This is a genomic window from Chryseobacterium sp. T20, from assembly GCF_047345655.1.
GTDB lineage: Bacteria > Bacteroidota > Bacteroidia > Flavobacteriales > Weeksellaceae > Chryseobacterium.
Genome location: NZ_JBLFDU010000012.1, coordinates 1 through 14,692, shown reverse-complemented (window position 1 = coordinate 14,692; position 14,692 = coordinate 1). Strand labels below are relative to the sequence as shown.

General features: G+C 34.0%; 11 protein-coding genes and 1 tRNA gene. 10 read left to right on the top strand and 2 right to left on the bottom strand.

What is annotated here, in order from left to right:
• Positions 1 to 206: 206 nt before the first annotated feature.
• The 4 genes from ACMA47_RS20830 (at position 207) to ACMA47_RS20815 (ending at position 8,849) form a co-directional block, all read left to right on the top strand.
• Positions 207 to 1,193 carry a hypothetical protein gene (locus ACMA47_RS20830; RefSeq protein ID WP_413931318.1) on the top strand — a complete coding sequence of 329 codons (987 nt, stop codon included), beginning with the start codon at positions 207 to 209 and terminating at the stop codon, positions 1,191 to 1,193.
• Between the two features lie 4 nt (positions 1,194 to 1,197).
• Entirely contained in the window at positions 1,198 to 1,683 is a 486-nt protein-coding gene (locus tag ACMA47_RS20825; RefSeq protein ID WP_413931317.1) for a hypothetical protein, read from the top strand.
• A 95-nt stretch (positions 1,684 to 1,778) separates the two neighbouring features.
• Positions 1,779 to 8,510, top strand: a complete 6,732-nt coding sequence (locus ACMA47_RS20820; protein ID WP_413931316.1) for an RHS repeat-associated core domain-containing protein — start codon at positions 1,779 to 1,781, stop codon at positions 8,508 to 8,510.
• Between the two features lie 3 nt (positions 8,511 to 8,513).
• A complete protein-coding gene (locus ACMA47_RS20815) occupies positions 8,514 to 8,849 on the top strand; it encodes a hypothetical protein (RefSeq protein ID WP_413931315.1) in 336 nt (111 codons plus the stop codon).
• Positions 8,850 to 9,136: 287 nt separating this feature from the next.
• Here ACMA47_RS20815 and ACMA47_RS20810 read toward each other — a convergent pair.
• Positions 9,137 to 9,207, bottom strand: a tRNA-Gln gene (locus ACMA47_RS20810).
• A gap of 98 nt (positions 9,208 to 9,305) precedes the next feature.
• Between ACMA47_RS20810 and ACMA47_RS20805 the strand changes: the two genes are divergently transcribed.
• The 5 genes from ACMA47_RS20805 (at position 9,306) to ACMA47_RS20785 (ending at position 13,558) form a co-directional block, all read left to right on the top strand.
• Positions 9,306 to 10,334, top strand: coding sequence for an AMP-binding protein (locus ACMA47_RS20805; protein WP_413931314.1), 1,029 nt, complete (start codon positions 9,306 to 9,308; stop codon positions 10,332 to 10,334).
• Between the two features lie 33 nt (positions 10,335 to 10,367).
• A complete protein-coding gene (gene arfB, locus ACMA47_RS20800; RefSeq protein ID WP_413931313.1) occupies positions 10,368 to 10,760 on the top strand; it encodes an alternative ribosome rescue aminoacyl-tRNA hydrolase ArfB in 393 nt (130 codons plus the stop codon).
• Between the two features lie 48 nt (positions 10,761 to 10,808).
• Entirely contained in the window at positions 10,809 to 11,450 is a 642-nt protein-coding gene (locus ACMA47_RS20795; protein WP_413931312.1) for a hypothetical protein, read from the top strand.
• Between the two features lie 295 nt (positions 11,451 to 11,745).
• Positions 11,746 to 12,126: a GreA/GreB family elongation factor gene (locus ACMA47_RS20790; protein ID WP_114819330.1), complete on the top strand. Its 381-nt coding sequence runs from the start codon at positions 11,746 to 11,748 to the stop codon at positions 12,124 to 12,126.
• 460 nt (positions 12,127 to 12,586) lie between these two features.
• Entirely contained in the window at positions 12,587 to 13,558 is a 972-nt protein-coding gene (locus tag ACMA47_RS20785; protein WP_034673009.1) for a deoxyhypusine synthase family protein, read from the top strand.
• Between the two features lie 359 nt (positions 13,559 to 13,917).
• On the opposite strand, the gene ACMA47_RS20780 is transcribed toward ACMA47_RS20785, so the two are convergent.
• Positions 13,918 to 14,064 (bottom strand): hypothetical protein, encoded by a 147-nt coding sequence (locus ACMA47_RS20780; protein ID WP_183037440.1) that lies wholly within the window; start codon positions 14,062 to 14,064, stop codon positions 13,918 to 13,920.
• Positions 14,065 to 14,137: 73 nt separating this feature from the next.
• Between ACMA47_RS20780 and ACMA47_RS20775 the strand changes: the two genes are divergently transcribed.
• On the top strand, positions 14,138 to 14,434 hold the full coding sequence (locus tag ACMA47_RS20775) for an MGMT family protein (protein WP_034697384.1): 297 nt from the start codon (positions 14,138 to 14,140) through the stop codon (positions 14,432 to 14,434).
• Positions 14,435 to 14,692: the final 258 nt, after the last annotated feature.

Below are 14,692 nucleotides of genomic sequence, written 5' to 3'. Positions count from 1 at the left end.
CTTTTTCAAAGAAAAATCTTAAATAGCTGAAAGGGTATTGCAAAAGAATATATCAAACAATCCCATAAAATTTATTAATACAAAAAATAGGTCTGAGAATATCAGATTGTATTATCATACATGCAAGGTGATACTTTTATTAGTGATGCAAAGTAAATACTAGCAAATTAATTTTATAAAGAAAATTTAACTCTTAAAAAAATATTATGAAAAGAAAACTATTGTCGTTAGCCTTATTGGCTTCATCATTTGTCTTTGCACAACAAGGTGCATTTTCTGAAGTAACTATCCAAAATCCTTCTCCTATTTTATATTTAAAAAGAAGTACCAATGATGGAGGATTTATCCGAGGAATTCAAACCCAATATCTTAATGGAACTAATGGGTGGTTTTTTGGTGATTTGCATGGAAGTCAATGGATTGTTTCCAAAGGAGATTATACGAATCCAAAACTTGTTATTAATGATAGTAACGGATATGTTGGAATAGGTACGGTGACTCCTTTAAGTAAACTTCATGTTGCAGGCACTATTATGGCAGGAGCTGGTGATTCTGTGACAGGAATAAACGCTTTTTCAATACCTTATGCTAGTGGGTCAATGAATAACTGGGGAGCATTACGAAGCACCGGTTCTTCTTATATGAGTTATGGAGTAAAAGCAAATGGATCAAATGTAGGCTGGCTTTCAAGCAGTGGAGAAGGAAACTTTGTAAAAACAGCAATTATGCTCGATAATGAAGGTTTCAGGTTATTGGCTTCAGTATCCCAGCAAGTGGCAATAGATTCGCCTGTTTCCATGCCTGAAATCATGAAGATTTCTTCTACAGGAAATGCATTATTACAGGGTAAATTTGAGGCAAAAGAAATAAAAGTGACCTTAAGTCCTACTGCTGATTTTGTATTTGATGAACGATACGATCTCCCAAAATTAGAAGAAGTTGAAAAGCACATCAAAGAAAAAAAACACCTACCCGAAATTGCTTCTGCTAAAGTAATGGAAAAGGAAGGGGTAAATGTTGGTGAATTTCAAATAAAACTCTTACAGAAAATAGAAGAGCTTACCCTTTACTCCATCGAACAAAACAAACAACTAAAAGCACTTCAGCAAGAAAATAAAATTTTAAAATCTCAGTCAGAAGAAATTCAAGAACTGAAAAAAAAGGTTCAAATACTTTTAAACACAAAAAAGTAAAAAAATGAAAAGAAAATTATTTTCGTTATTATCTCTGCTAATAGGTTTTTTAGGTTTTTCACAAACTGAAGTTTACTTTAAATATGATGAGGCCGGAAACCAAAGATACAGAGGTACCAATGCAGAAGGAAAAAAAGTTGAAGAAACAGCTTTGAAAGAAACTAAATTGCAGGAACAAGCAAGAACAGCAGTCATAGTTCAGCAGATAACTGCTATAGATGAAAAAACATTCTGGAAACAAATAAGACTCTACCCGGTTCCGGTAAATGATTATCTGACAATTGACTGGACTGAAGAAGTAGATGGACTTATAGAATCTGTATCTCTCTATCAGCATAGTACTGTACATTGGAAATTTCAGCAACAGAATATTCCAGAGTTAAATCGTCAGGTTAAAATCAATATGACCGGATACGATTGGGGAGTTTATATTCTTCGTTTTACTTTAAAAGATGGAAGGGTCTTTGGTAGAAACGTTACCAAAAGATAAACTTACATAAAATTCTCAAAGATAAGAGTACGGGATTATTATTCTGTACTCAGGATAGTATATCTAATTTATTAAACATTATTATAAACACTAAAATGAAATTTTTTTCATCATTGATACTGTCTTTGTGTTCAGTGTTGGTTTTTTCGCAAACCATATTGTATCAGACAGAAACGGTATCCCGGACGGTTCAGGATCCACAAACGGTGGTAATGGTTCAGGGATTCCATGCTAAACCAGGAGGTTCAAATACCTTTATTGCAAAAATTGGGCCCGCTACAGAAAACCCTGGAGGAGGGCCCTTAGATTCCGGGGCAGGAGAAAATAACCCTTCTGGAACTACAGCTCCAGAAGGAAAAAAGTTTCAGGATACAAAGGGTATTGCTGATGTAAATGGAGCAGGGCAGTTTCAGTTTACTGTGCCAATCGCTTTACCTCCCGGGATAAAAAGTGTAGAACCACAGGTGGCTCTTGTCTATAACAGCGGTTCACCTAATGGTATTGCCGGTTATGGCTGGAACATTTCTGGAATTACTTCTATATCAAGAACGGGAAAAGATATAGAAAAAGATGGGATAATGCAAGGTATCCAACTAGATTATTCTGATTTTTATAGTTTTAACGGGCAAAGATTAGTTCTCAAGACTGGCGAATATGGAAAAGATGGAGCTGAATATGTGACAGAAAAATTTTCAAATATAAAAATTAAGTCTATCGGTGCTATTGCCGGGCAAATATGGAAAGGACCTGAATATTGGGAAGTCACTTTTACGGATGGATCACAAGCTTGGTACGGATCAACAAACTCAGGCAACAGCAATGCAAGAACCCCTTTGGAATATAATATCGTCAAGTGGAAAGATGCGAAAGGAAATTATATTACATATACCTATACACAGGATACGGGAACAAATGTTGCAGTAATTTCTTCTATTAAATGGGGAGGAAATGAAAGCTTAGGAAAGGTACATTTTAATGAAATTGGTTTCAATTATAATGTAAAAGCAACCAGAAGTATTATAGAACAATCTTATGTGAACGATATATCTTTTATTCAAGATAAATTATTAGATAACATTGTTGTAAGCAATGCTTCTTCTCAGTACAGAAAGTACGATATTATCTACAAATCAGACGATACAAAATATCAGTTTGTGGATAAAATACAAGAATATAATTCGGAAAATGAGGCTGCAAATCCAATTGAATTTGTTAAGACTGAAAATTATTCGGATAGTAGCTATCTTAATAGTTCAGGTTGGACAAACTTCCATGAGGTTACTATGAGTGGCGATTTTCGTGGAACCTATTCTGCTGATTTAATTTTATATAGAAATGATTCTGGTTTTGGCCCTGCAGGTTATTATTTGCATCAGCATGGAAATTATTCTCAAGAATATTATTTAGGTACAGAGAATGTTTATAAAAATGCAATTCCAATCAATATTAAAGATAATGATAATTTTGCTATTAGTAGACAAGGAATTGTTTCTTGTTCCATAGATGCTGCAACAAGAGATTTAACTCTTAAATACTATCTTGTTGATTTAACAAAACCTAAAAGTGTTAATGATTATCCAAACGCTTTAAAATTAGTTACAACAAAAGTTATTCCTGGTAATCAATGGGATGAGAATGAAAGTACTTTCCCTCCTGACCCTTACTTCGATAGTCAAAAAACAAGTGATATTGTAAAACTTATTGCATATGATATTGAAGGAGATGGTATACCTGAAGTTTTACTAGAGAAAAAGATTTTTACTAGAAATAGAATATGTCCACATTTGCCAAATGATCTGCCTACAGAAGAAGATTGTGAAATAGTGACATATGAGGATCATAAATATATTGTAGTTAAGCAACAGGATAATACCTTTCCGTTTTTTGAGTTTGATTTTGTTAAAGGTGAAAATCTTCTTTTGGGAGACTTTAATGGTGACGGGGTTGATGATATTGGGAAAACTTATATTACTTCGAGTAGTATAATAAATGGAGAGTCTGTGCCTATAAATAACTTTCATGCATTCAATCTGAAAAAAAATAGTCAGGGAAATTATAGCTTATCTGAAGTATTTTCTGCAGAGTACTCTGGTCTTTCTTCGCAGGCACAGATAGCTGATTTCAATGGAGATGGAATATCTGATTTATTTGTTCGTACGAACGTTAATAATCATTATATTATCAATCTAAATACTGGAAAGAATTTCTTGAAAATCCCATATTTTAATGATTTCGCCTCAACTGAAAGTTATACAGCGGATAAAAATGGTAATTATTCTGTAGCCAAAATTTTAGACATTAATGCAGATGGAAAATCTGATATTATTAATTTTAGTACCAATTATAATATTGCCTCATCTACTTCTGCTAGTACTGTACTAACAATAAAGGTAAGTGAAAATCAAGGCTTTGTAAATGGGAGAGTCCAATTTGGTTCTAAGACAGTTACTAATAATTTTAATGCACCTGTTATTTTTAGAGATATAATAGGTTTAAGACAAAATGCATTATATGTCTATACACCCACATCAAATCAGAATTTAGGTAGAGTTACTGATTTTTCTCATTATTCAAACCTTCAAAGATCATCAATCAACAGAATTGAGCAGGGAGATGTACCAACACTCATTAGCTATTATGGTAGCGGAAATTATAAGGCAACAAAAAATGAAAAGTATCCATTAATGGAATTAGGTGAAGTAAATTCACCGATAGTAAGTGCAATTAGTAATCAAAATGGGGTTAAAATTTTCCATTATCGTGGGCTCATTATAAATCTACATAATAAGAAACCAATTGGTTTTCGACAAATGGCAAGTTCTTCATGGATTGTTAATGGGATGGAGATCACAAAAATATGGTCAGGAACTGAGACGGATCCATTGAACGAGGGTGTCCCTACTAAAGAATGGTCCATTAGAACTAATGATTTATCCAAAATTTTTCCGACTGATATATCTGAGAATAATACCGAGTTGCTAAGCTTTAAATACACAACATATCAGTCTGATAAACTTGTGAATGGACAGGTTACCAACACAGTTTCTGTTGCCGATAGATCTAAAGTTGTAACTTCTATTGTTCCAAAAACAACAAGATCGAAAGACTTTTTAACAAATACAGTAACCACTGGAGAGGTTGTATATGACAAATATTATCTTCCCTTGCAAGGTACAACTAATACTAATAATGGTCTCGGTGTTCAGACGATAACATATGGATATGTTCATAATCCGGGAGGTACTGGAACAGATTATTTTATAGGGCGTGCTCAATCTAAAACAAGTATAGTGCAAGCTTATAATGACATGAAGTCTTCTAAAGAGGAATATACCTATGAAAACAATCTGTTGAAAACTCTGAAAAGCTGGAATAGTGATAATACAGGGTATCTTCAGGAAACCTATAATTATGATATCTTTGGAAATATTAATCAAAAAGAAATTAGGAATAGTCTTGATGCTCAAGTTCAAACTACAAAAATGGAATATGATTCCAAAGGTTTATTCATAGTAAAGAAAACAGATAATTTAGGGCTTGTTACAAAAATAGAATATAATGATTGGGGGCAGATTATCAAGCAGACAGATCCTTCGGGGAATACGACAAGCAATGTTTATGATAAGTGGGGCAAGTTGTTAACTTCAAAAAATAATTTAGCAGGTACTACAAAGTATCAATATAATAAAGATGCTGAATCCAATACTACGTTAACTCAATATGATCCTAACGGGAATGTATCTAAGAAATTCATTAATAAATACGGCCGAGAATACAAGACTTCTATCAAAGCTTTCGCACAGGGTAAATTTGTGTTAAGAGCAATTGTATATGACGGTTTAGGTAGGAAAATAAGAGAATCTGAGCCTTATGAATCTGCATCTGCTGACTCTGAACCTCCATATGATTTGAGATGGAATTTTGTAGAGTATGATGATACTTTTTTCCCGGTTAAAACAACTACAACAACATTGGGAAAACTTAGCCTTCAGGAGAAAAAAGTGGAATCCTTTATAGGAAAACAAGTGATAACCACTGTTTCTGGTTTAACTACTACAAATAAAGAAGTTAATGGCTATGGAAGAACAACTTCTCAAACGGTTGATGCTTTGGGAAATGTTATTTCTTCAACTGACGCAGGGGGAACTATACAGTTTTCTTATAATGCAGCCGGAAAACAAACTAAAGCACAATATGCTGAAAATATTGTTACCACAAAATATGATGCCTGGGGAAGAAAATCGGAATTCAATGATCCTTCCAACGGATTGTATAAATATGAATATGATGGTTTCGGACAGCCTATAAAGATTATCAGTCCAAAAGGAACTAAGGAATATATCTACAACAATTTGGGCCAGCTTATTTCGCAAAAAGAAATTTCTACAGGTGATAATGGTGAGACAACCAATAAAAACATTGCTTTTTCGTATGATGACAAAGGAAGACTTATTTCAAAATCCGGTACTTCAAAAGGTAAAGCGTATGGCTCAAACATAGTATATGATCCGCAAGGGAGAGTTTTGTCGTCTTCTGAAAGTAGTAATGGTAAATATTTTATTCAAAAAGGAACTACTTATGATGATAAGGCAAGAGTAATATCTTATGAAAAGCAACTATATTCTTCAGGTGTACTTACCAAGGTCCAGATAGAAAATGTGTATATTCCATGGAATGGAGAACTCTATCAAATAAGAGACAAAAATTCCGGAAAAATATTGTGGGAGCTTCAGGAAACCAATACAAAAGGGCAGGTGACAAAAGCAATACTAGGATCTGCAACTACAAATAATATCTATGATGAAAGTGGTTTCTTAACTAATATGAATCATTCATCTCAGGCAAAATCAGATATCTTGCAGATTCATTATTCATTCGATGGAGTAAAAGGTGAACTCAGAACTAGATCAACAGGAGGAGATTTTAGTATTAATGAGTCATTTAATTATGACAATAATAATAGATTGATAAGCTGGACCAATCCTAAAATGGGACAAAACTCACAAAATACCTATGATGTAAAAGGAAGAATCATGGTGAATGATCAGGTAGGAACTATGAAATATGAAAACACTTCTAAGATTTATCAACCGACGGGAATGACTTTAAATGCAGCCGGAGTACAGAATTATAACAATGACTTAATACAAAGCATTGTGTATAACGAAAATAATGACCCTGTTTTCATTGATGGAATGAAAGGAGATGTAGTATTCCAATACGGTATGGGAAGCATGAGGCAAAGAGTTACCTATGGAGGTAATTTCAATAGCGATGGAAATGGTAAATTTACAAAGTTTTATAATGAAGATGGAAGATTTGAAGTATTGGTAGACAATACCACAGGTAAGGAGAAGCATATTATATACATTGGTGGAACTCCTTATGAATCAAGTATTGTTTATATGAAGAATTTAGGTGAAAGCAATGGTTCGTATAAGTTTTTACATAAAGATTACTTAGGAAGCGTTCTTGCTATAAGTGATGAAGCTGGAAATAAGCTTGAGCAAAGACATTTTGATGCCTGGGGAAATTTTACACATCTTCAAATCGGAAATGGTGTCATTATTACGGATAAGAATATTATTGACAATTCAATATTGATTATTGATAGAGGATATACCAGCCATGAACATTTTGGAGAATTGGGAATTATTCATATGAACGGAAGATTGTATGATCCACTGCTCAGAAGATTCTTAAATGCAGATGAGAACATACAGGCTCCTACTAATACTCAAAACTACAACAAATATGGATACGTAATGAATAATCCTCTGATCTATAATGATCCAAATGGTGAATTTATTGCGTGGTTTATTGGAACACTTGTTGGAAGTTATTTAAGTGGAGTTCAGGCAAATCATGGAAACTGGAACCCTGTTAAATGGGACTGGAAAAGTACACAAACCTGGACTTCTGTAATTGGAGGAGGACTAGCTGGAGGTAGTTATGCTTCAGGTATGAAAAGTATCGGTTCAATTGCTGGAACCAAATTTATTGAAAACTCTGTAGTCGGGTTTATTGGAGGAGCATTGAATGGAATTGCAACTGGACAAAACGTTTTTAAAAGTGCAATAACAGGAGGACTTTTCAAAGGAGGATTCTCAGAAATAAATTATATTGCAAGTAATTTTATAAATACATATTCTAATAAAAAGAATGTGGTGCCTAATACATATGGACAATATCTAAGCAGTATTGGGGAATCAACCTATGGTCCGTTTGGTATTGATGAAATTGTAGTAACCGGTAAAAAAGGTAAAAAAGGAGGTTTTGGACAAGGATCCCACAACAGTTATATGATGGAGCGTGCTATTGATAATTTAATAGAAGAATGGAACTTAAATCAATCAAGGTCAAGATTGTATGCTTATGAATCTGAGATGTTTGGAAGGTATGCGATAGGGTTTACGGTAGGTTATAGTTATGGTCTTGTAAGTGGAAGTTTAACTTTAGCATATAATATAGGAGATGGTAAAGTAGCCTTATTTGCTACCCGTGGCTTGAGAAGTATAGCACCAAGCTATGGAGTAGGACTTCAGTTTAATCAGATGAATGCCTTTGGTGAAGATAGAAAAGGGCATAAATATACTGATGTTTTTGGAGGTATGGAAGGAGAAGGGCGATCGGTTTCAGCAGCTTACTATTGGGGTGGTGAATATAGTGAAAGCTCTCAAAATGGACGTACTGTAAACTATGGGACAGCAACTAGAAGTATAAATTTAAGGATAGGTAATGATATAGGAGTTGCTACTACCGAGACAACAAGAATAAATGAAAGTTGGTTTAAAAAACATATTTACCTTAAACCTCAATTCGATTAAAGTATGAAAATATTTGTTTTTTTTAGCTTTTTAATCTTGGTGTCTTCATGTGGGGAACCTGATTGCAATGATGTGAAAAAAGCGTTCTATCCTGATGAATATAATTTGATTGTCGGAGAAGCGAGTATAGATAATTCCTGGATCAAAATTACAGGTTATCATCCTATAACTTATAAAAAATCAAATATTATGGTGCACAATAACTGGATTGATGATTATAATGAAGTGGAAGCGGGAGATACAATAATTAAGAGAGCGGGAAATCTAGAACTTGTCATTCATAAAAAAGATACCATTATCAGACATGATTGGTATTGTAAAGGAAGACCTTATAAATAAGTTAAATACTTACTTTAATAATCTCATCAAATTAGATAAGAGTGGAAGAAATTCCACTCTTATTTTTTTTATAGTTTTTTGCCTACTGAAAATGAAACTTCAACTTTATAATCTTAATTTAAAAGATAGATTATTAAACTAGAAAACGCTTTCCCCTGCGATCTAGTTCAGAAGAGGTAAAAGACAGAATATTTTTCTTTTCAGATCACTTAAACTTTTTGTTTAATCTCCAACTTTTGTGATTGATTTAAAAATAACAAAAACCACCCTTAAAAAAGAGTGGTTTGTAGACTCACAGGGATTCGAACCCCAGATGACTGAACCAAAATCAGTAGTGTTACCGCTACACCATGAGTCTGTTTGTTTTAGTGGTGCAAATTTACAGCTTTTTTCTTTATATACAAGAACTTTTTGAAATTTTTTTTAAATTTACTGTAGAATTTATTTACGGAAAACATGCTGATAGACTTCAATAATCTCAATATTAATCAATTATCATTCGATACCGAATTTGAAAAGAAAGTAAAAGTTTTTCTGGAAGAATGGTTTTCAGAAAAAACAGGAGTAAATGTCCAGACTTCAGGTTCTACCGGAGTGCCGAAAATTTTTGAAATTGAGAAAAAGAAAATGATCAATTCTGCAGTCATGACCTGTAATTTTTTAGGATTAAAAGAAGGCGATACTGCATTGCTTTGTCTGCCTGTAGAGTATATTTCCGGGAAAATGATGATTGTACGTTCTATAGAAAGAAAATTACAATTAAAAATTACGAATCCTTCTTTAAAGCCTGTTGAAGACCTGGAAGAAGAAATAGACTTTTGTGCAATGACACCGCTTCAGGTAGAAAACTCACTGGAAAAACTTCACCTGATTAAGAACCTGATCATTGGTGGTGCTGCCGTTTCAGAAAGCCTGAAAAGTAAAATTCTGCAGATGAATCTTAGCCTGTCAAACCGTATTTTTGAAACCTATGGAATGTCTGAAACCCTTTCTCATATTGGTTTAAAACAATTGATGCCTGAGCAGGAAGATTATTTTACCGTTTTTGAAAATGTATCCATTTCTTTGGATGAGCGAGGTTGTCTGAAGATCTTTGCTCCCAATGTAAACGATGAAGAATTGCAAACTAATGACTTAGTTGATATTAAGAATGAAAAACAGTTTAAATTTCTGGGAAGAATTGATAATGTGATTAATTCCGGAGGGGCAAAAATTTTCCCGGAAACCCTTGAAGCTTTGGTCAAAAAAGAACTTCCCAACGAAGCTGTATTTATGGGGTTACCGGATGAGATTTTAGGGCAGAAACTCGTATTGGTTATAGAAGGAAGTGAATCTGATGAGATAATGAAAAAAGTTTCGGAAATACCTTTTGAGAAGAATTTTCATAAACCCAAACAAATTATTTTTATCAATGAAATTCCAAGAACTCCTAACGGGAAAGTAAGCCGGTCAGAATTATATAAAAGTATAAGCGTAAATTTATAATCTTGATTCTATTATCTCAAAATACTAATAATAATGAAAGACTTTTCAAAAGAACTCAGCTTTAAAACTTCCCGCAGCAGTGGGGCAGGAGGACAGAATGTGAATAAAGTGGAGACAGCTGTTACCGTACTTTGGAAAGTAGATGCTTCAGAATTTTTTAATGAAGATGAAAAAGTGTTGATTCAGCATAAACTGAAAAACAGAATCAATACAGACGGCTTTTTATTCCTCACGGTTTCCGAAAGCAGGACCCAGCTGATGAATAAAAATAAAGCGATTGAAAAAATAACTGAAATTGTAAACAAAGCCCTTATTGTTCCCAAAAAGAGAACCGCAACTAAACCCTCAAAAGGGCAGAAACAAAAAAGGCTGGATAATAAGAAAAAGCTTTCAGACAAAAAAGAAAACAGACGTTTCAGGTTTTAATTGGTTTCTCCAGTAGAAAATTTTATTTTTGCCGGAAACTTTAAAACCATGATAAAAAAATTAATCTTGGCTGGAGTATTCTCAATCTCAGCCATGTCTTTCGCTCAGAAATTTTCTATCAGACCTTCCGTAGGGTATGCATGGAGAACAGCAAAAACAATTTCAGGACTCAGCAAGGAAGAAAAAGACTATGTAAAAGAGCTTAAAAACGGACTGAACTTTGATATTGCAGCCCATTATGAAGTGAATAACGGGTTTGGACTTGGTTTAAAATACTCTCATTACAGCGCATCCAGTGACGGGTTTTTGCTTGGCAATGTAAACGGAATGCCTGTATCTGTTCCTGTGATTACAAAGGATAATATTACGTTTTTTGGAGTTTCCGGACTTATTTCAAATGATAATTCGCCTACCAGACATAAAGTATTTGCAGATATTGCATTGGGAGTACTGTCTTATACTACCAAAACTGGAGATGTAAAAGGTACAGGAAGTACTTTCGGGGCAGAAATTGATTTTGGTTACCGATATCAGATCAGTAAAAACTTCCTTATTGGGCCAAAAGTTGGTTTAAGTGGCGGTACTCTGAATAAAATGAAGTTTAACGGGGTAACCTATAAATTTGATGATGATCAAAAAGAAGGCTTACATAGAGTTTCTTTAAGTGCAGCCGCTACATTCCGTTTTTAAGCCGTATCTTTGTTTGAATTAATAATAATTGATAATGACAGCAACAATCTTTTTATCTGCAGAACACCGCCGGTCAGGATTGCTGCTGTCTTTACTTTATCTTCATACAGATTCTTTTCTGAAAAGTTCTAAGGACTTCATTATATAAGCCCTGTCAGGATCCAAGACAGGGAATCAATCCGGATTTTATCTATCACTTTTTTGCAGTTTTCTAGAGAAGAAGGCTGCCATACGTCTGTATTCTACATTGGATCATCAGAGAATAACTGCATTTTAATTTTAAAAATAATGAAAAATGTCCAATCATATTATTGTAACTACCGGAATTTATGACGCTATAAAAGATACACTCAGAAGAAAAAAAGTGAGTATCGGAGAAGAGAAAAGATTAGCTGAAGAGCTTAGAAAGGCAAAACAAGTGCTGAGAAGAGATCTTCCTGCCGATATTGTAACGGTTGAAAGAAAAGTAACATTAAAAGACCATACATTAGATTTTGAGCACGAATATATTTTTGTGGCATCTAGCAAAGAAAAGCTTAAAAAAAATAAACATTCCATCCTGTCTGATATTGCGCTTGCAGTAGTAGGGTATAAAGTAGGAGATATTATCAACTGGCCTTTCAAAGACGGAGAAAGAAAAATCGAGATCCTGAAAGTGGAAAGTTGGGAAGGATAAATCTCTGTGAATATTATTAAGTTCAATGATAATGAAAGCGTGGCTCATTTTGGGCTGCGCTTTTTTTTATAAGAGCTAATGTTGGAAAACGCAAAGGCGCTAGTTCTTTTGACATGGTTCCTGCTTTAAGGCGCGAGGATTTTATCTTCAATAAAATTTTATATTGTATAATATATCTTTTATCACACACTAATTTTTTAAATAGTATAAAAATCTGTGTGATTTGTGTGATCTGTGCGAAAATGATACTTTCCCTTGCTGAAAATCTAATATTGAGCGAAGTCGAAATATTCTTGTGCCTTAAATATTCACAAAGTTTTAAAACCCTTTGCGCCCTTGCGTTTTCCGACTTATACCTTCCCAATTTAACAAATGATAAAAAATACTCCTCTATCACACTTTCTTCAAGTGCTTTGATTACATTCCGTTTTTAAGTTTTATCTTTGCAAAAATTTAAAAAATGAGCAAACCGATAACTGAATTCATAGAAAAGTATTACCTGCACTTCAACGCAGCTGCATTGGTGGATGCTTCTAAAGGATATGTTGCACATCTTAAAGATGGCGGAAAAATGATGATTACTTTGGCTGGAGCAATGTCTACTGCTGAATTAGGGAAGATTCTTGCTGAAATGATCCGTCAGGGAAAAGTAGATTTTATCTCTTGTACAGGTGCTAACCTTGAAGAAGATTTAATGAATCTTGTAGCACACTCTCACTATGAAAGAGTTCCTCATTATAGAGATTTAACAGCTCAGGATGAGTGGGATCTTTTAGAAAGAGGTCTGAACAGAGTTACAGATACTTGTATCCCTGAAGAAGAAGCTTTCAGAAGATTGCAAAAACATATCGTAGAGATCTGGAAAGATGCAGAAGCTAAAGGAGAAAGATATTTCCCTCACGAATTCATGTACAAAATGATACTTTCAGGAGTATTGGAGCAGTATTATGAAATTCCTAGAGAAAACTCTTGGATGATTGCTGCTGCAGAAGCTAACTTACCAATCGTAGTTCCGGGATGGGAAGATTCTACAATGGGTAACATCTTCGCTTCTTACTGTATCAAAGGAGAGCTTAAAGCTACTACAATGAAATCAGGTATCGAATATATGACTTACCTTGCTGACTGGTATACTAAAAATTCAGGAGGAAAAGGAGTTGGGTTCTTCCAGATTGGTGGAGGTATTGCAGGAGATTTCCCTATCTGTGTAGTTCCAATGTTGTATCAGGATATGGAAATGCATGACATTCCTTTCTGGTCTTATTTCTGCCAGATTTCTGATTCTACAACCTCTTATGGTTCATATTCAGGAGCTGTTCCAAATGAAAAAATCACTTGGGGTAAACTTGATATCACTACACCGAAATTTATCGTTGAAAGTGATGCAACCATCTGTGCACCATTGATGTTCTCTTATATTTTAGAAAACTAAGAACAAAATTCTCAAAAGAGATTACCATATCAGCGCTTCAATTCATTTGGAGCGCTTTTTCTATTTTAGGATTGAAAGATGAAACTTAATTACTCTTACAATCTTCATTTTTCTTAATGGTTGAAAAAAGTGGAATATAGTATTCCCACAGATCACACGAATTGCACAGATTTTTATTATCTGCGTCATCAGCAAAATCAGCGAGAGAAAAAATAAGCTATGTCGTATGAAATTTTATCGGAGATAAAATCCTCGCGTCTTACAACACATAGTATTAAAATAATTTTGCGTCTTTGCGTTTTCCCAAAAATACACATAAACATTTGTGAAAATCTGCGCGATGTGCGGGAAAATAAAAATCAATCCAAAGAATTCACCAGTACAAAATAACGATACGCCAGAATTCCCTTTTCCATCTTAGTGAGATGATTAGGATCCTTATGACTCAGTTTCGGAAGAACTTTTTTATTAACGGCATTCAACAGCCTGAAAAATGATTTTTTCATATCTTTATTTTTTAATGAAACATCATCGAGTTTGATAGAATTCAAAAATGATGCAAAAATATAGAAAACAGATATGGACGAAATTTTCAAGCAACAGGTTTATGAAGTGGCAAGACTTATTCCCAAAGGAAGAGTATCTACTTATGGTGCGATAGCAAAAGCTGTTGGCTATCCTAATCATTCCAGACATGTAGGAAAAGCTATGGGAGGATGCCCGAAGGATGTTCCTGCTCATCGTGTGATTTCCAGTTCAGGAGTTTTGTCTGTTCCGGAGTTTCAGCCTAAGTTGGAAGCTGAAGGAATCACTGTGGAAAATCTTAGAATAAAAAATTTCAAAAAGCTGTTCTGGGATCCGTTGGAGGAATTGTAAGTTTCAAAGAATTCTTTTAACGCAAAGTTTTCATCTGTATGCTGCAATATTTTTAAGTGAGCAAAGGGTATAATCAATTTCATTGATTCTTACTAAGCGAACGTATCATTCATCATAAAGTTTCATCAGCGACAAAGTCGCAACTCTTCGCTTCCTGAAATAAAACATAAGAATCATCAATCCTTTGCGTGGTAAGTTTGCAATAAATCATAAAGACTTAATTTTAAGAATAACCTTATTGGAAAAAGGAATAGGAAA